This is a genomic window from Terribium retamae (genome assembly GCF_022347545.1).
Classification (GTDB): domain Bacteria; phylum Pseudomonadota; class Alphaproteobacteria; order Rhizobiales; family Rhizobiaceae; genus Mesorhizobium; species Mesorhizobium retamae.
This window is the reverse complement of the sequence record NZ_JAKREW010000062.1, coordinates 1-19647: the sequence shown is the minus strand read 5'-3', so window position 1 is coordinate 19647 and position 19647 is coordinate 1. Positions and strand designations below refer to the sequence as shown.

The window sequence follows — 19647 nt, the reverse complement described above, 5'->3', positions numbered from 1 at the left end:
TCTGCAAGGCATGGGCTTCCCAGCCCAAGCGCTTCACTCTCAATCCGCTCCAGCAAATGCCGGGACTAAACATCTAGAGATCGGCGTAGATCATTTTGATCCGCGCCGCTTCATCGTCGGTCAAGGCCGCGATTTCCTTTTCGCGCGCGCGCTTCGACAGCTTGCCCGCGTTTTGCCGCAGGAAACGGTACAGCAGGTCGAGCACCCGGTCCGGCATGTCGATCATCCGCTTTACCTGGATCTTGAAGCTGTCGTGGCTCCTGAGGAACGCGGTCTCGGCGGGCAGATCGACATCGATGGCGCGTGCGACACATTCGAACAGAAACTCCGCCTGGGGTGTCGCGTCGAAATAGCGATAGAAGTCCGCCGTCTCATTCAGAACCTCGACATTGCCCCGGTCGGTCACGCGCCAACGAACGAGCGGCAAAAGACGACGTGAGTAGCTTTCCAGCACGCGCCGGTAGTCGTCGATCCGATCGAGGATGACGGCTGACACGGGAAAGACAAGACCGAGGGGTCGAAGCCGCGTTCCGCCAGGACATGATGGATGAGGCGATACGACAGCAATGCCACCCCTCCTTTTTGCAGTCCGGCTCGGATGCTTTGTCCGCCTTGCAGCTCACACGGACCACGGGTCGAAGAGATCGATTTCGAGGCCTTCGAAATCCTTCGTGTTGCGGGTCGCCAAGGTGAGCTGTTTCGCGGTCGCTGTTGCGGCAATCAAGCCATCCATGGATGACAGACCGCGACCGCGACGCTTGGCCAGGGCCATCAGATCGCCCCAGGCCAGAGCGATCGGCTCGTCTACATGGAGAACCCTTTGCTCGAAACGTTGCGGCAGATCCTGCGCCAGCCATTCGGCCAGAGTCTCGCGTTTCCGGCCTTCGTCCATGAGCGCGACGCCGCGCCGGATCTCGGCAATCGAAACCACGCTGATGAACGAACGGTCCTCATCGAGCTGATCCAGCCATTCCAGAACCTTTGGGTCGGGGGTTGGCTTCGTGACCTCAGACAGAACATTGGTATCGAGCAACAGCCTCACAGCCGCAGATCACGCGGTTCGTCGCGCCGACGCTCGAGGTCGAGATCGGTGCCGCGCAGCGGCGAATCCATCAGGAACTGCGCAAGCGTGCCCTTGCGCACCGTCTTGCGCTGCCATTCCTCGGCCGAGACGACAACGACACTTGGCTTGCCGTTGCGGGTGATCGTTTGAGGTGCAGACTGCGCGCGCTCGATGACCTCCGACAGCCGAGCTTTGGCTCCCGCGACGGTCCAGTTGGTATCTTCGTTGGGTGCCGGCAGCATCGTTGACCTCCATGACCACTTTGACTATCGTGACTATATAGGATTGCCTTTACGGTTGCAACAAGGGAGGAGGCTTCTCAGAGCCCTGATGCCTTGGTGAGATTGACGCGGAAACGATCGCGCGCCCGCTGGTATTTGCGGGTCATCTCAGCCGAGGCATGACCAAGCTGCTTTCGCACAATCGTTCGTCGACTTCCGCCGACGGGCGAGGCCGGCGCGCAGCCAATGGCCGGCAAACAGCCTTTGGCATTCGCCTTCCGAAAGATCGCCGCGCACGCCCGCGGCAAGCGCCGCGCGCTTGGCCAGACGGGTCATGTCCTGATCGTTGAGCCGCTCGGCGCCAACCACTTTGCCTTGTCCAGTTACCCTCCGCAACAGCGGCCCATGCGCGATTCGGCCGAGCTTCAGCCAGGTCTGCAGTGCCACGACAGGGCAGGTGGCATCCGATGAACCGCGGCCGATTTCGACCTCGGGCCAGCCGGGCTTGGCCTCGGATGCGTCGCAGCACGCGCACTTCCCCTGTCGATGCGGCTCCTGAACGAGGCTCACAAGCGGTTGATGCGTGGCGAGCGGGGCTCGAACAAGCAACCTGGAGAGGTTCGCCGTAGCCAGAATTGGATTGGGGGAAGTCGGCCGGGAAATGCGGCATCCGTACCGCCGGCCCCCGACAAGCTCCCTCCGCTCCTTGGCGAGCTTGAGAGGTATATTCACACCGACGAAAAGCTGGCGACGCCGAGCCTCAAATTGCATAAACTTTGCAGTTACGCCTGTAACGACATCAGCGATTTTGGACTGCTCCTCGCTAGGCTCCATATTCAGCCAGCGGACCCAGCTCAACTTGCAAAGTGCCGAGCCACGGCTCGTAGTTGCGCCAAAAGCCAAGACCCTCGCTGTTGATCGGCAGGCGGACCTGTTGGGCGCTCGCGGTGTGCACGGCCCGGGGATTCTCGTGGAAGCGCAGACATGCAGCATCGAACGGCAGGCCAAGGCAGTCGAGCAGACGCTCGACTTCCCCTCTGAGATCGCTAACCACATTTTCGTATCGAACGCGATGGATGTTGGCGGGCGCCACCGTCTTCAGGTGCGCAATCATGCCGACACAGTCGGCGTAGTACCGGCCGAGATCTTGCAAAGTGGTCGGGAAGCTCGTCTCCCGATTGAAGTGGGTGCTGAAGGCTGAAAAGCAGCACGCCATCGGGTGCCGCCTGACGTCGACGATCCTGGCGTTCGGCAGGATGAGGCGGATGAGGCCGGCATAGCGCCAGTTGGACGGCATCTTGTCCGTGAAGAAGGGGCGCTCCGTCTTCCGGTGCCGCCGCACGGATGCAAGATAGCGTTGGCCAAGGGCCTCCAGATCGCCTGCACCCATCCCCATGACGATTTCGGGCCAGGCGGATGGCGGGGCATTGCGCCCCACGAGCTGCGCAACGAGGTTCTGCAACTCGAAGAGCTCGCCGCAGCCTTCGACCATCGGATGGCTGGCGAGGATCTGCTCGATCAGCGTGGAGCCGGAGCGCGGCATGCCGACGATGAAGATCGGATCGGGCGCATCGCATCCATGGCCCATGCGCTCCGCCAGGAAGCCGGCATCGAACCTTGCCTCGATCCGGCGAAGCAGATCCCTGGTCGCGCCGGGATCATAGGGGATCAGCTTCTGCCGCTCCTGATTTCCCGTTTCATAGTGATGGAAGGACTCCTCGAACCTGCCATGATCGCCGAAGGCCCTGCCGAGGGCAAAATGCAGTTGCGCGCGCTGCTGTATGTCGCCGGTATGCGCGAGGGCGCGTTCGATCAGTGCGATGTCGTTCGTCCCAAGCCTGACCGTCCGAAGATTCACCAGTCCCCACCAGGCAAATCCGCTGCCGGGATCGATCTGCAGGGATTTCCGGAAAGCGGCGACGGCATCGTCGATACGCCCTGTCGTTTGAAGCACATGCGCGTAGTTGAGCCATGGAACCGCCGCATGTCCCGCGCGCCGAACCAGTTCTTCGTGGATTTCCAAGGCTTCTTCAGTCCGACGCTCGGCGTCAAGGACGGCAGCCTTGAGCGAAAGCGGCCAGATATCGCCGGGATAGTCTGCGATGGCGCGATCGAGCAGCGCAACGGCTTCCCCGGCGCGATCGAGCCGGCAAAGAAGCATCGCCAGATCGGCATGGGCTTCGATGAACGCCGGCTCGATGGCGATCGCCCGGCGCAGGAGTTGTTCGGCATCCCCGGCAAAACCCGTCGTGGCGGCAATGTGGGCGAGCAACCTCATGGCCCCGGCATTCGCCGGCTGGGTCGCCAGGCACGCACGCAGGAACGCTTCTGCCTTCGGCAAGTCGCCAATCTGCAAGGCCTGGATGGCTGCGACCAGTTCGGGGTGCATCGTTATCCTACCGTGCGGCGGTCATCAAACCGGGAGATATTCTGTCGCGGTTGCGTCCGCAATCGCGCGCTCGATGGTTCGAAGTGTCGACGCGAATCAAACGACAAGTTAACTTATTAGAAGCAGCTTATCAGAGGTGCTGCAGGGGATGGCAATCCGATGTCGGCTGAGGCGGGAACGGCAATTGGAATACGAACGATCAGGTCCGCAGCGCGTCCGGCAGCGACGTGCTGGAACACAAGCGCATGCTCATGTGCATCATTGTGGAGCTGATGGTTTTGCCCTCTCCTTCATCGCATTGATCGCCATAAGGAACGCTTCCCTCGATGAGGACGCCGGCCCTGCTTAGGGGTGGTGCGAGGGGTAAGCGGCCAAGAGATGACGTAAGGGGGATGCGGCAAGTCGTGAATGTGCAAATTCTTGACGGCTCGAACCGGTCGGGTGCATCGATCGGATCATGTCACCGTGAGACCTTCCGCCCCATTTTTCGCGGCGGGCGCATGACCAAATGGAAGGGGGAGGTGGCCAGCTACGCTCCCCAGGTGACCACCTTCCTGTCAGGTGCTGCCGGCACGGTGTCCGCGGGATTTCTGCCGCTGGCACTGATGACCGGATTGGCTGCCAGCCCCGCGCAGGCGGCCGATCTTTACTGGGATGCCAACGGGACTGCGACCGGCAGCGGCGGCAGCGGAAACTGGAACACGACCGATCAACTCTGGAGCGAATCCAACAGCGACGTGCTGGGGCCTTACCGGGTCTGGGACAACAGCGCGCTCAACAACGCCGTTTTTGGCCTCACCGCCGCAGGCACGACCACAGCTGTCGGCACGATCAACCTGACCGAGCCGATCTCGGTCCACAACATGACCTTCCAGACGGTCAACAACTGGGTGATCGGCGGGAACACGCTGACGCTCGGCGGCGTGACGCCCACGATCAACACGATCGGCCACACGACGATCAATTCGATCCTCGCGGGAACCAGCGGCCTCACCAAGACCGGTGGCGCCCAACTCTATCTGACCGGCGCCAACAGCTTCAGCGGCGGGATCACGCTGAGTGGTGGTACATTGCGTGCCACCAACAGCGCTGCGCTCGGCGATGCGGGCAACGGCGTCACGACCACGGCGGACGCCTCCCTGGTGATCGATTCCGGAGCCACCAACCGCACCGTCACGATAGGGGCCGGCACGACGCTGACAGTCGGCGGCGCCGGCACAGCGCCGGTCTTCTATACTGGCGGCGGCAGCTTGAATGTTAATCCGAACAACAGCCTCACCAATGATGCCAACAACTATACTGGCCCCACGCGGTTGCTCGGCCAGTCCCAGGGATCCGGCAGCATATCCTTCACATCGGTCCGCAACCTTGGCGAGGCAAGTGCACTGGGCGCCCCGACCACTGTCGCGGACGGCACGATCCAGTTCATCGGCGGTAGCCAGTATTCGTCCAGCATCATCTATGTCGGCGATGGCGACACATCGAACCGCAACTGGGCCCTGGGCGGTGGGCCGGGTCGCGTGTTCAGGCAGCGAGGCACCGGAGCGCTGACGCTGACGGGCGACATCTCGGTGGTGAATGCAGCGTTTTTGGCCGAGACGGCGGACCTCAACCTGCTGGGCGTGCTGAGCGGCACCGGTGGCATTACCTTTGCAGGCAGCGCGGCGGGCAGCGTGACCCTCGGTAGCGCCAACACCTTTGCCGGCGTGGCGGGAATTTCCGGTGGAATCGTTCGGGCGCCAGTCCTTGCCGATGGTGGCGTTGCAAGCTCACTCGGCACTGCATCATCTGTCAATTTCGGCAATCTCGGTCAGCTCAGCTATACCGGTGCAGGCGCCAGCAGCAACCGCTCCTGGAGCCTCAACGCAGCGAACGCGATCCTCAACGACGGCTCCGGCGCGCTGACGCTGAGCGGCAATGCGGCCTATGCGGCCGGCGGCCCGATCGACACACTCACCTTCGGTGGCAGCTTTGCCGGAACCAGCACTTTTTCCGGCGTGATCTCCGGCGATGGCAATCTCGCCAGCAGCGGCAGCGGTACCTGGGTGGTGGACGGCGCCAACACGCGCACCGGCACCATCACGGTGAACGGCGGCACGCTGCGCGCTGGCAACGCTTCAGCCTTCGGCACCACGACGGGGATCACGACGACAGGCGGCACCCTCGACCTCAACGGGTTCGACATGTCCGCCACTTCGCTGACCGGGACGGGCGGCGCGGTGGCGCTTGGCGGCGCCAACCTCGCCCTCACGCTCGGCACCGGCGTCACCAACGGCTATGGCGGCAGCATCACCGGCAGCGGTACCCTCACCAAGCTCGGCGCGGGCACGCTGACGCTGACTGGCGTCAACAGCTATGCGGGTGCAACCACGCTCGGCGGCGGCACGCTGGCGCTCGATTTCTCGCCGGCCGGCGGCCCGACCAGCAATATCCTCCCGACGACGTCGTCGCTCGTGATGAGCGGCGGCACGCTTGCCGTCACGGGCGCGGCCGGCGAGACCAACAGCCAGAGCGTCAACGGCCTTGCGATCACCGGCAGCAACAACACGGTCAGCGCCAGATCGGGCAGCGCCGGCAGCCTCACGCTCAACCTCGGAACGATCACCCGCACTGCCGGGCTCGCCAACTTCGTACTGCCGACGGCCGGCGCCATCACCACCACCAACATCGATGGCGCGCTCGGCGGCTGGGCCACCGTCAATGGATCGGACTATGCCAAGGTGCAAGGCGGCAACATCCTTGCCTTCACCGCTGCGGATTATGTCAACAAGGACAATGCCTCCACCTGGCTTTCCAACGAGATCATCAGCGACGCCGGCGGCACCGCCAACACGCCTTATTCCGGCACGGTCGCCGGCAGCGTTCAGATCGGCGGGCTGCAATATACGGCGGCGGCCAACTCGACGGTTAGCGTAGGCGCCGGCAACACACTCGGCGTGGACGGTACGATCATCGTCGCGCCCTCGGTGGGCGGAGCCAACCAGCTCATCACCGGCGGATCGATGACCGGCACGCTTGGCGGCGGCGTGCTCGGCGTCCAGCAGAACGGCACCGGTACATTCACCATCGCCTCGCAGATCGCCAACAACACAGGGACAATCGGCTTCACCAAGTCCGGCACGGGCAAGGTCACTCTGAGCGGCCTCAGCACCTACACCGGTGCAACGATGGTTGCCCAGGGCACACTGTCGGTCAACTCGATCGCCAATGGCGGCGCGGCGAGCGCGATCGGCGCGTCCGGCAGCGCATCGTCCAACCTGGTGATCGAGGGCGGCACGCTCGAATATACCGGCGGCAGCGCCTCATCGGACCGCGGCTTTACATTCGCTCGTTCCGGGGCGGTCACGTCGGACACGATCTCCGTCACCAATGCTGCCGCCAACTTGACCCTGTCCGGCCAGGTCGTCAGCTCGGACGGCGCCACCCTCGTCAAGGACGGTGCCGGCACGCTCACGCTTGCCGGCTCGAACAACAGCTTTACAGGCGCCACCACCGTCAATGCCGGAGCGCTCGCGGTCCCGACGCTCGCCAATGGCGGTGTCAACAGCTCGATCGGCGCCGCAGGCACCGCCTCGTCCAACCTCGTGCTCCAGAACGGAGGCGCGCTGCAATATATGGGAGCCACCGGCTCGACCAATCGCGGCTTCACGGTAGGCGCGGGCGGCGGGCGGATCGCGGTTTCGCAGTTGGCGACGACGCTGACGATGAGCGGGACTGCGGTCGGCACCGGCGGCTTGACCAAGGATGGCGCCGGAACACTTATCCTGTCAGGCGCCAACACCTATACCGGCGGAACCCGCGTGACGGCGGGCACGCTACGGGCCGGTTCCGCCGCAGCGTTCGGGGCGACGAACCAGCTGATGACGGTCGACGCCGGAGCGACACTGGATCTTGCCGGCATCGACAACACCGTCGGCGCGCTCAATGGTGGCGGCCTCGTCACCCTGGACTCCGCGACGCTGACCGCGAACGGCAATAACGGCTCCTTCAGCGGTATGATATCGGGCACCGGGGGCTTCACAAAGGGCAGCGGCGGTACCCAGACATTCGTCGGTTGCAACAACAGCTATACCGGGGCCACCACGATCCAGGGCGTTCTGGCCGTTGATTGCCTGGCCAACGGCGGCGCCGCCAGCGGCATCGGCGCCTCGGGAAGCGCTTCATCCAATCTCATGTTCCTGGGCTCGATGCTGCGCTACACGGGGGGCACCGTCACGACTGATCGCGGTTTCACGCTGCAGAGCACCGGCCAGTTCGATGTCAGCAACGCCGCGACGACGCTGACCTTCACCGGCGATGTGACCGGCGCAGGGCAAGTGCAGAAATATGGCGCCGGCACGCTTGTCCTGGCCGGCAACAACAACAACACCGGCGGTGTCAACGCCCAGGCCGGCATCCTGCGGGCAGGGTCGGCCACGGCATTCGGCACGGGCAGCTTCACGCTGGCCAATGTGGCCGGCGCGGCGATCGACCTCAACGGCTACAACATGTCCCCCAATGTCATCAGCGGGGGTGGCGCGGCCGGAGGCACTATTGCGCTCGGATCCGGGACGCTGACGCTCACCGGAGGGACCGCCACATATTCGGGCCTGATCACCGGTACCGGCGGCCTGGTCAAGGCAGGCGGCGGCACCCAGGTTCTTGATGGTTGCGCCAGCAACTATACCGGCGCCACGAGCATCACCGGCGGCCAGGTGCAAGTGCAATGCCTGACCATTGGCGGCGTCAACAGCTCGATCGGCGCATCGAGCAACGCCGCCGGCAACCTCGTCGTCAACAACGGGATCCTGACCTATATCGGTGCGGGCAACAGCACCGACCGGCTCATGACCATCGGCGGCACCGCCCAGATTCTCTCTTCGGGCACCGGCGCGGTCAATTTCACCAACGCCGGTGCGATCGTCTTCGCGAATTTGAACACCGCACAGACCATCCGGCTTGGTGGCTCCAACACGAACGACAACAGGTTCGGGCTGCGGCTCGACAACAACGGCACCGGCGTCACATCGTTCGTCAAGCAGGATGCCGGCACCTGGATCCTGACGAACCCGGCCAGCACCTACAGCGGTGTCACCCAGATCCTGGGCGGCGTGCTGGGCGTGGACAAGCTCTCCAACAGCGGGGCAGCCAGCAGCATCGGCGCCTCATCCAACGCGGCCTCGAACCTGACCATCGGCAGCGGATCGACGCTGCGCTACACGGGTTCGGGCGACAGCACCGACCGGCGCTTCACCCTGGCCGTGGGCACCACGTTCATCGAATCGTCTGGGACCGGAGCGGTCAATTTCACCGATACCGGCGCGGTATCCTACAGCGGCGTCGGCGCGCGGGTGATGGCGCTCGGCGGCTCCAATGCCGGCGACAACATCATGGGGGCGACGATCGGCGACCAGAATGTCGCCAACATCACGTCGCTCGCCAAGAACGATCCCGGCAAGTGGATCCTGACCGGTTACAACACCTATACCGGGATCACCAACGTCAATGCCGGCACGCTGGTGATCGGCAATGGCGGCACCACCGGATCGATCGTCAGCAGCACGATCAACAATGCCGGCGTGCTCGGCTTCAACCGGTCGGACACGCTCACCATCGCAGGCGATATCCATGGGATCGGTTCGATGCGGCAGCTCGGTACCGGCACCACGATCCTGACCGGCACCAATGTCTATACCGGCGGCACGGCGATCGCGCAGGGCACGCTGCAGCTCGGCAATGGCGGCACGACCGGCACGATCGTTGGCGATGTGCTCGACAACGGCACGCTGGCGTTCAACTGGAACGACGGCAAGACCTTTGCGGCAAAGATATCGGGCACCGGCGCGGTCCATCAGATGGGCAGCGGCACGACCATCCTTGCCGGCACCAACAGCTATCAGGGCGGCACCAGCATCACAGCCGGCACGCTGCTGGTCTCGAGCGACGCCAATCTCGGAGCCGCGAGCGGCGGCCTTGCCTTCAACGGCGGCGGCACGCTCAACACCACGGCAAGCTTCATCTCCAGCCGCGCCACCAACCTGCAGGGGGCCGGCACCTTCTCGATCAATTCCGGCACCACATTGACCCTGACCGGTGCGGTTTCGGGCGCGGGCGCGTTGACCAAGGCCGGCGATGGCACTCTGATCCTGGCAGGTAACAACAGCTACCAAGGCGCGACCGACATCGATGCGGGGACCGTCTTCGTCAACGGCAACCAGGCCGGCGCCACCGGCCCGACATCGGTCGCGAGCGGTGCCACCCTGGGCGGCACCGGCACCATCGGCGGCAGCGTGACGATTGCCAACGGCGGCACGCTCAGCCCCGGAGGGGCTGGCAGCGCGCCTGGCGCACTCACCATCAACGGCGGGCTGACGCTCAACAATGCGTCCAACGTCAACGTCAATTTCGGCCAGGCCAACGTTCCCGGCGGAGCGCTCAACGACCTCGTCAATGTGGGCGGCGACCTGACGCTCGACGGCACGCTGAACATCACGCAGACGCCGGGCGGCACCTTCGGGCCGGGCGTCTACCGCGTCTTCAACTACGGCGGTGTGCTGATCGACAACGGGCTCAACCTCACCGACCCGAACTATTTCGTGCAAACGGCGGTCGCCAACCAGGTCAATCTCGTCAACTCGGCCGGGTTGGCGCTCAGCTTCTGGGACGGCGATGCCGGCCCCCATTCGAACAGCGCGGTCAATGGCGGCAATGGAACATGGCGCGCCGCGGGCGACACCAACTGGACGGACTCGACAGGGCTCTTCGCAGCACCTTTCGCCAATGGCAGCTTCGCCATCTTCCAGGGTGCCGCGGGTACGGTCGACGTCGAAAATGGCAACGGCCAGGTGCAGGCCACAGGCATGCAGTTCGCCACGAACGGCTATGTGGTGGAGGGCAATCCTGTCGTGCTGGTCGACGATCCCACGCAGGCTGGTCTCCAGTCGATCATCCGCGTCGGTGACGGCACGGCGGCGGGCGCGGCCTATGCCGCCACCATCAACTCCGATCTTTCCGGTGCCACCCAGCTCGTGAAGACCGACCTCGGCACGCTCGTGCTTGCCGGCACCAACAGCTATGGCGCCGGCACCGCGATCAACGGCGGCACGCTTCAAGTCTCGGCCGACGGGAATCTCGGTGCCGCTACGGGGGGGCTCGCCATGGCCGGTGGCACGCTGCACAACACTGCAGCGTTCAGCTCGGGCCGCGCGGTAACACTGAACGCCGGCGGCGGCACATTCCGGACGGACAATCTCACCACGCTGACGCTCAACGGAGCGATTGCCGGCGCCGGCACGCTGACCAAGACGGATGGCGGTACGCTGGTGCTTGCGGGCACCAACAATTATCTGGGCGGCACCACCATCAATGGCGGCACCGTCGAGGTTGCGACCGACGCCAATCTCGGCAATGCGGCTAGCGCGCTGAGCTTCGGCGGCGGCGCGCTGCACACCACCGCCTCGTTCGCTTCGGCACGGACCGCCACGCTCAATGCCGGCGGCGGCATTTTCGCAACCGACGCCGCGACGACGCTGACGCTCAATGGGACCATGGCCGGGGCCGGCGCACTGACCAAGGCCGGTGCCGGCACGCTGGTGCTCAATGCCGCGAACACGTACTCCGGTGGCACGACGATCGCAGGCGGCACGCTGCAACTGGGCGCTGGCGGCGCGACCGGTTCGCTTGATGGCAATGTCGCCAACAACGGTACGCTTGTCTTCAACCGCAACGACAGCTACGCCTTCGCCGGCCTGATCTCGGGCGGCGGCGTCGTCGACCAGATCGGCAGCGGCGTCACGATCCTGACCGCCGACAATGCTTATGGCGGCAGCACGAACGTGCGTGAGGGCACGCTCGTCGTCAACGGCAATCAGTCCGCGGCGACCGGTGCCACAACGGTTGAGGCCGGCGGTGCGCTGGGTGGCGTCGGCACGGTGGGCGGGGATGTCGCCGTGCTGGACGGCGGCGCGCTGAACCCCGGCAATGTCGGCGCTGTGCCGGGGACGCTGACGATCAGCGGTGCGTTGACGCTCGCTACGAATTCGACGCTCAACTACAATTTTGGCCAGGCGGGCGTGGTGGGCGGCGCCTATAACGACCTTACCGTCGTGCAGGGCAATCTCACTCTCGACGGCACTGTGGCGGTGACGCAGACGCCCGGCGGTGACTTCGGCCCAGGCATCTATCGTATCATCAGCTATGGCGGGGTGCTGACCGATCTCGGCCTTGTCGAGACGTCGCCGGACCATGTCGTGCAGACCTCGGTCGCCGGCCAGGTCAATCTGGTCAACACCAGCGGGGTCACGCTCAATTACTGGGACGGCGATGCCCTGGCCCTGCATGGCAACGATCGCGTTAATGGCGGCGCCGGTACCTGGCGGGCGGCAAGCGACGACAATTGGACGGAAGACACCGGGCACCTCAACGCCGCGTTCGCCAATGGCGCCTTCGCCATCTTTGCCGGCACCGCCGGCAACGTCGGCGTCGACAACACGAACGGCCAGGTGCAGGCCTCGGGCATGCAGTTCGCCAGCGATGGCTACCGCATCGAGGGCGACGCGATCGAACTGGTCGGACCGGAATCGATCATCCGGGTCGGCGACGGCACCTTGCCGGCTGCGGGCTACACGGCCACCGTCGCCTCGGTGCTCGGCGGCAATTCCCGGCTGGTGAAGACCGATCTCGGCACGCTGGTGCTCAGCGGCGTCAACACCTATGCCGGCGGCACCGAGATCCGGCAGGGCACGCTGCAATTCTCAAGCGATGCCAATCTGGGCATAGGCGGCCTTGTCCTGGATGGCGGCACGCTGCGCAACACGGTGACCATCGATACGGCGCGCGGGGTCACGCTCGGCGAGGCCGGCGGCACGTTCCAGACCGATGCCAACCTGACTTTGTCCGGAGCGTTCGACGGCACCGGCGGCTTCACCAAGACCGGCAGCGCGGCGCTGATCCTGAACGGATCCGCCAGCCATCAGGGTTCGACGACTGTTTCGGCCGGCAGCCTCTACATCAACGGCAATCATGGCGCGGCAACCGGGCCAACCTCCGTCGCCGGCGGGGCGACGCTCGGCGGCACAGGCACGATCGGCGGCAACGTCACGATCGCCGATGGCGCCATGCTGTCGCCCGGCGCAGCCGATGGCACGCCCGGCGCGCTTGCCATCGCCGGCAACCTGGCGCTCTCCGGCGGCTCGATCCTCAACTACAGCCTCGGCCAAGCGAACGCGCCGGGTGGGGCGCTCAACGACCTCGTCACCGTCGGTGGCAACCTGGTGCTCGACGGCACGCTCAACGTTTCGGTCCCGTCGGGCGGCACGTTCGGCCCCGGCATCTACCGGCTGTTCGACTATGCCGGCACATTGACCAACAACGGGTTGGCTGTCGGCGCCATCCCGTCGGTTGGATACTTCGTGCAGACGGCGATCGCCAATCAGGTCAACCTGGTCAACACGGCCGGCCTCAACCTGAACTACTGGGACGGTGCTGCCGGTCCGAAATTCGACGGAACCATCAATGGCGGCGACGGCAGGTGGCAAGGTTCGGCCGGCAACGACAACTGGACCGAGAGCACGGGCATGGTGAACGCCTCCTATGCCGACGGCGCCTTCGCGATCTTCGCGGGCAAGGCCGGCACGGTGAGCGTGGACAACGGCACCGGGCAGGTGACGGCCTCGGGCATGCAGTTCATGACGGACGGCTACGTCATCGCCCGCGATTCCCTGGAACTCGTCGGACCGGCATCGACGATCCGGGTCGGCGACGGCACCGGCGCGACGGTCGGGGCGACGATCGCTTCACAGATCACTGGCAACAGCCGGCTGGTCAAGACAGACGGCGGCACCCTCGTGCTTTCCGGCGCCAACAGCTATGACGGCGGCACCGCGATCAATGGCGGCACGCTCCAGGTGTCAAGCGACGCAAATCTTGGCGCCGCATCGGGCGATCTGGGTTTCGACGGCGGCGCGCTGCACACCACGGCCAGCTTCACCTCCGCCCGCTCCATCACTCTGCCGGGCCAGGGAACCATGCTGACCGACGCGGGCACGACACTGACCCTGACCGGCGCGCTTGCCGGCGGCGGCAGCTTCATCAAGGGCGGTAGCGGCACGGTCCGGATCGCCTCCGACGCATCCGGCTACTTCGGCACCGCTGCGGTGGAGGAGGGAACGCTTGCCGTCGACGGCAAGCTGTGCGGCACCGTCGACGTGCGCGATGGAGGCCGCCTGCAGGGCACCGGCACCGTCTGCGACACGAACAATCATGCCGGCGGCACCGTGGCGCCCGGCAACGGGATCGGCACGCTGACGGTTGCCGGCAACTATGTCGGCTCCGGCGGCACGCTGGAGATCGAGAGCGCGCTCGGCGGCGCCGCCTCGCCGAGCGACCGCCTGGTCGTCACTGGCGACACCTCCGGCACCACCAACGTCAAGGTGGTCAATCTCGGCGGCAGCGGCGCGCAGACCATCGACGGTATCAAGATCGTCGACGTCGGCGGCACATCGGGCGGCCATTTCAGTCTCCTCGGCGACTATGCCTTCGAAGGCGAACAGGCGGTGGTGAGCGGCGCCTATGCCTATCGTCTCTACCAGAACGGCATCGCCACGCCGTCCGACGGCGACTGGTACCTGCGCTCTACCTACATGAACCCGTACGGCCCGCAGCCGCTGTATCAGCCAGGCGTGCCAATCTACGAGGCCTATGCCGGCATTCTGCAGACCTTCAACCAGCTTGGCACGCTGCAGCAACGCGTCGGCAACCGCTCCTGGAGCGAGGCGGTCAGTCCGCAAGGCGCGGACGTTCCGGGTGCCGGCGCGATAGATGGCAAGGGCATCTGGGCCCGCATCGAGGCAGCCCATACCGATATCGATCCACGGACATCGACGACCGGCACCGGTTACGACGTGACCAGCTGGCGGTTGCAGGCAGGGCTTGATGGCCTGCTGCACGAGGTCGGAGCGGGCATATTGATCGGCGGTATCACGGTCCACTACGGTACCGTCTCGTCGCGCATTGCCTCGGTTTTCGGCTCGGGCGCGATCGATGCCGCCGGCTATGGCCTTGGCGGGACGCTGACCTGGTATGGCAGCGACGGCTTCTATGTCGACGCGCAGGCCGAAGCGACCTGGTACGACAGCGACCTCAAATCGGCGACGCTGGGCACCAAGCTTGCCGACGGCAATGACGGTTTCGGCTATGCGGTGAGCATCGAAACGGGCCGGAAGTTCGCCCTGACCGAGAACTGGTCGCTCACGCCGCAGGTCCAGCTCGCCTATTCGGCCGTCGATTTCGATACCTTCACGGATCCGTTCGGTGCGCGGGTGTCGCTTGGCGATAGCGAAAGCCTGACTGGCCGTCTTGGCCTTTCCGCCGACTATGAGCGGCAGTGGGCAGATGCCGCCGGGCGGGCAAGCCGCGCACATCTCTATGGCATCGCAAATCTCTACTACGACCTGCTCGATCCTTCAGCCGTCGATGTTTCGGGCGCGCGCTTCGTAAGCCAGAACCAGAAGCTGTGGGGCGGGCTGGGACTCGGAGGGTCGCTGGATTGGGCGGACGGCCGCTACGCCGTCTACGGCGAGGCGCTTGTCAGGACCAGCCTGCAGGATTTCGGCGACAGCAGGAGCATCGGCGCTAAGCTGGGATTCAGCGTCAGGTGGTGAGGAAGAGCGTGCGCTTGGCAATCATCTATGCGACAAGGCTACCAGCAAGCGGGCGCGCAACCGAACAACACATCTGACTCGCCCGCTGTTGTGCGTGGAAGAGTCCGCGGTCGCCGGAAGCAGACATCGGTCTCAATGCTGGAGAAGCCGTGATGCCGAACCCCATCGGCGCCGGGCAACACCTCAAGCTCTCAGGCTGACGGGTGGCAGATCCAGCAGGCATCCAGGATCGTCACGCGCGACAGTCGCGAGCAACCACATCGTGTAGCGGTAGAGGGACTTGTCGGCGTAAAGGCAGCCGGCGCAAAACGCAGCTGGATCGCGTCGCCGTCTACCACTTCGATGAGGTTGTGGCAGGCTGAGAACTGTCTTTTCGGCCCTGGTTGCCTTGCCGGTCCGATCTTCATGTCCATGACGAGCTGCCCTGCCGACCCAAACAATGTGACTGGACGAGGAGGGTTCAATGCACCCCACTCTCGCAAACGGAGTCATTTTGCGTCCAGCCCAGGCCGGATGAACTGCCCACTGGAACGAGGCCGACGTACATCTGGGACGACATAAGACTATTCCTCCCTCAGCCTGAGCTCCAGCCCCATCTGGTTACTCACAAAGACCCAGGCGATGACCCACCTGGAGATACTTCCAGAAGCAAGCCGACGGACTGCCGGTCGGTTGGCGCATTGCGGCGGTGGATACCCGCGTAGAGGACCCGCTTGAAACGATGTTGTCCGAAGCCGGTTGAATTGTTTTTGGTGCCTAATGGGCGCGTATCGTTCCTAATCGCTTGACCTTCAGGCCTCCTCCCGCCAACTTCGCTATTGGGGTGGGAATCTTGGCAAGTTCCGCAATATCTTCAGCGTCGGATGCGTCGCGTCCGCAACTCTTCGGTCAACTCGGTCCGGACATCTTCACCGTGTTCTCCGGTGGGAACCGGTTGCTCTATGAACGTGCGATCCTTGCCGTCTATGAGGACTTCTATCGGTCTGACCTGCTGTTCCCGACCGAGGCGGAGGTGGTCCGCGTCATCTACGACTGCATCACGCGGGAGCCCGGCCTGTGGGCCGAGGACGAAGCCGCCGTCGATCTCGACCGTCTCGTCACGCGGACCGGCCGAAGGGTGAGGCGGCGCCGCGTCGCGGGCGTGGACGATCAGGCCACCGGGGTCGCGATCACCCGCTCCCGCCACATCTACAACCGGATGCTGCAGACAGGCTGGCTCGACGAGGCAAGCTATGGCCTCAGGACGACCGTGGAGATGCCATCCGGCGCGATGCGCCTCGCCGAATTCCTGTGCGCCCTGAAGGAGGGCGGTGCCGAGCAACTCGGCGGCCTGGTGGTGGAAGTCAGGAACGCAATCCGTGCGGTCCGCGAGAAGCCGGCCGACAACGCTCTCGGCCTCAACAAGGCCGCCCAGGACTCTGCACGTTTCGGGCGGTACCTCAGAAGCGTGCTCGCGGCCTTGCGGGAGGTTGATCGGCAGGTGCTTTCCTCCGATACACTTGCCGATCGGCTGCGGCACTATTTCGAGGACTTCGTCGAGCGCGTGCTCCTGCGCGACTACACGTCGATCTCGACCACGGCGCATCCCTATCGGCATCGGCGAACGATCCTGACCTCCCTCGACGAGCTGGAGGATTCCGAGATTGACCTGGCCGCGATCGCTGATGCGTACCTCGAAGCACGACTGGTTCCCGATGGGCAAGCAGCGCGCGACCTGGTGCAGGAGGACCTGTTTCGGATTCGGCGCGTGTTCGAACGGATTGAGGAATCCTTCGAGGCGATCCAGCAACACCGGTCCAGGCTCGAAACGCGGCTGCGCAACGTGGTCAGATACGCCGGGCGCCGGACCAATTTCCTCCAGCGCAGCGAGCAGGTCCTCCAGCATCTCGACGATGCCCTTTCGCAGGGTGCGGACGATTTTGCGATCCAGGGATTGATCGAACCCCGCATGACCGTGGTCGCGCCCGACCTCCTTGCCAGACCGCGCGGCACGCGGCCTGAGATCGTCGATGCCGGCCTGGCTCTTCCGGCGCCCGATCCGATACGCGAGTTCAGGCGCCAGCTCGAGCGGGAGTACCTGGATCGCCTGACCGTCTCTCCAGCAAAGATCAGCCGTTTCCTCGAAGGGCGAGTGAAGCCCTTTGGCGAGACCACGGCGGCGGCCATGAGGATCGGGACCGTCGACGATTTCCTGGCCTTCGAAGCCATACGAATGATCGTCAGCGGTGGCGTTGACCCCGGCTCGCGGCTGGCGAAGGTTCTTGAGGGCCGGTTCGAGTTCGTGGCGTCCGACGAGGCGGTGTCGAACGCGTGGTTGGACTGTGGCGGCTTCCGCGTGAAGCGCCTCGACGACAGCATAACAGTGGAAGTCGGGCATGCTGCTTGAATTCAACACCCTCGAGAACTCGAATCCCCGCAGCTTCCTGAGGGTCACGCAGCTTATCGCGCATTTGATGCGAAACCAGTTTGTTCACGTCGAAGATCGTGGCGCAGCGACATTGCTCGAAACGCTGCAGCGCCCGGAGCTTGCCAAACTCGTCGAGGCTTACTTCGACGTCGCTGGTTACCGTCTCGTCCATCGCGAGACGGAAGGCTGGGCGGGAATCCTGCCCGATCCCGAACGCACGTCGCTGCCGCGGTTGCGCATCGACGAGACGATCGCGCTGCTCGTCATGCGGCGGCTCTGGGAAGAGGCGCTGCAACTTGGCGAAATCTACGCCAACGGAACCGTCCGCACGACGCTCAACGAGGCGTATGCGGCCTATCAGGGGATAGTCGCCGGCACGCGACGCGCCGCCCTTGCGCCAAACGAATTCCGCGATGTGCTGCGGATGCTCGAGCGCAAGGCGATCGTCCGCCTCGGCGAGTTCGACGCAGACACACAGGATATGGATCTCGACATCCGCGCGCTCGTCACCAGCGTCGCGGGCGATGACTTTGTCGCGTCGCTCGAGCAGATATTGTCGCGTCCGGTCGTGCCGGACGATCAGGCCGTGGCGGAAGGCGAGACATGATGGAATTGCGGCGGATCGTCCTCGTAAACTGGCATATGATGGTGCGGGCCGACCTCGACCTGGCCGGGGATGCCGCCATCCTCGGCCAGAACCGGTCCGGCAAGTCCACGATCATCGATCTGATACAGGCGGTGATGGCGGGCGGTTCGTCCCGCCTTTACCGGTTCAACCGGTCGGCGGGCGAGAGCGGCGGCCGTTCGGAGCGCACGCTCGGAGGCTACTGCCTGGGCGAACTCAACGAGGATACCTTCCTCAGGAGCCAGGCAAGGAGTTGCATCGCTCTCGTCTTCGAAGATCCGAACAGGCGGCGGTTGCCTGTGAGCCTCGGCCTGTCCATCGAAGCCGCTCGCGGGCAGCAAACAGAGGTAGCCGGGCGCTTTGTCGCCGAGGGTATCGGCGTCGACACCTCGATGCTGCTGGATACCGACGAGGATGCGCTCCGACCGACCGCGTGGCCCGTTGCCCGCCGGAGACTGGACCAGGCATGCCGCGAGGCGGGCGGTCAACTCCTCACCCCGGACGACGCCAAGACGTTCATCCGCGAGTACATGCGTGTGCTGTTCACAGGTCGCCGTACGTCGGATCCCGAGCGGTTTGTCCGTACTTTCGTGGCCGCGCTTTCCTTCACGGACATCGCATCCGTCGAACAGTTCGTGCACCGCTATCTGCTCGAGCCCCAGCCGATCGACATCGCCGAACTGCGCGATTCCATCCGCCGTTATCGCGAGATCCAGAAAACCATCGCCGACCTCAACCGAAGGCTGGAAGCGCTTCGCGCAATCCGCGCCCAAATAGAGGAATTCGACCGGCTGCTCGCCGAGGAATTCACCTGCCGCGCGCTCGAGAAGACGGCAATGCTGGTCGAAGGGTTCGCCAGGCTGCTGGCCAATGTCAATGAACGAAGGTCGAAGGCACGCGAACTTCATCTCGTCACGGCGGAGTTCGCGCGGGTGGAGGAGGAGATTGAGCGCGCGACCGAGGCGCTCGCGTCCGTGCAGCGACAGCTCATGGCGACCGGCGCGCAAGGGCAGCGCGCCATTGTCGAACAGGAGATCAGGGGGCTGGAACGGGACCATGCCGGCGTCATGGAACGCTTGTTGGCTCGACACCTCAGCACCGCGCGCGCGATCCAACTCCTGGACTTGCGCGACCGGCTGGGCGCCATAAACCCGGGCGAGCTGTTCCGCGCGCGCGCGCGCGCGGCACCCCGCGCCCCGGTTTTTGGGGCCCCGCCGGGGGCGGCAGTGCCGGGGGGGGGTCGCGCGCGCGGGGGGGGGGGGGGGGGCCCACAAGCCGTCCCGGGCGCCGGCCTGGGGCCGGG

Annotated in this window: 8 protein-coding genes and 1 pseudogene; 4 read left to right on the top strand and 5 right to left on the bottom strand. The window is 64.9% G+C overall.

Features of this window, described 5'->3' with window-relative positions; all coding sequences use genetic code 11:
* Positions 1-73 precede the first annotated feature (73 nt).
* The 5 genes and pseudogenes from L4923_RS28495 to L4923_RS28470 form a co-directional block, all read right to left on the bottom strand.
* Positions 74-496: a hypothetical protein gene (locus L4923_RS28495; protein ID WP_343304384.1), complete on the bottom strand. Its 423-nt coding sequence runs from the start codon at positions 494-496 to the stop codon at positions 74-76.
* A 123-nt stretch (positions 497-619) separates the two neighbouring features.
* The gene (locus L4923_RS28490; protein ID WP_239370480.1) at positions 620-1042 is read right to left on the bottom strand and encodes a type II toxin-antitoxin system VapC family toxin; all 423 of its coding nucleotides are present in this window, start codon (positions 1040-1042) and stop codon (positions 620-622) included.
* Positions 1039-1305: a type II toxin-antitoxin system Phd/YefM family antitoxin gene (locus L4923_RS28485; RefSeq protein ID WP_239370479.1), complete on the bottom strand. Its 267-nt coding sequence runs from the start codon at positions 1303-1305 to the stop codon at positions 1039-1041. Before L4923_RS28485 ends, L4923_RS28490 begins: the two co-directional genes overlap by 4 nt.
* A gap of 77 nt (positions 1306-1382) precedes the next feature.
* Positions 1383-1791: pseudogene (locus L4923_RS28480) on the bottom strand (site-specific integrase); the annotation flags it as partial.
* Between the two features lie 316 nt (positions 1792-2107).
* Entirely contained in the window at positions 2108-3673 is a 1566-nt protein-coding gene (locus tag L4923_RS28470; RefSeq protein WP_239370477.1) for a tetratricopeptide repeat-containing sulfotransferase family protein, read from the bottom strand.
* A gap of 500 nt (positions 3674-4173) precedes the next feature.
* Here L4923_RS28470 and L4923_RS28465 point away from each other — a divergent pair, with 500 nt between their 5' ends.
* The 4 genes from L4923_RS28465 to L4923_RS28450 form a co-directional block, all read left to right on the top strand.
* Entirely contained in the window at positions 4174-15312 is an 11139-nt protein-coding gene (locus L4923_RS28465; protein WP_239370476.1) for an autotransporter-associated beta strand repeat-containing protein, read from the top strand.
* 934 nt (positions 15313-16246) lie between these two features.
* Positions 16247-17698, top strand: a complete 1452-nt coding sequence (locus L4923_RS28460) for a Wadjet anti-phage system protein JetA family protein (protein WP_239370475.1) — start codon at positions 16247-16249, stop codon at positions 17696-17698.
* Positions 17688-18326 (top strand): DUF4194 domain-containing protein, encoded by a 639-nt coding sequence (locus tag L4923_RS28455; RefSeq protein WP_239370474.1) that lies wholly within the window; start codon positions 17688-17690, stop codon positions 18324-18326. Before L4923_RS28460 ends, L4923_RS28455 begins: the two co-directional genes overlap by 11 nt.
* Positions 18323-19647 (top strand): ATP-binding protein (locus L4923_RS28450; RefSeq protein WP_239370473.1); only part of this gene is annotated, 1325 nt, incomplete at its 3' end. The genes L4923_RS28455 and L4923_RS28450, both read left to right, overlap by 4 nt.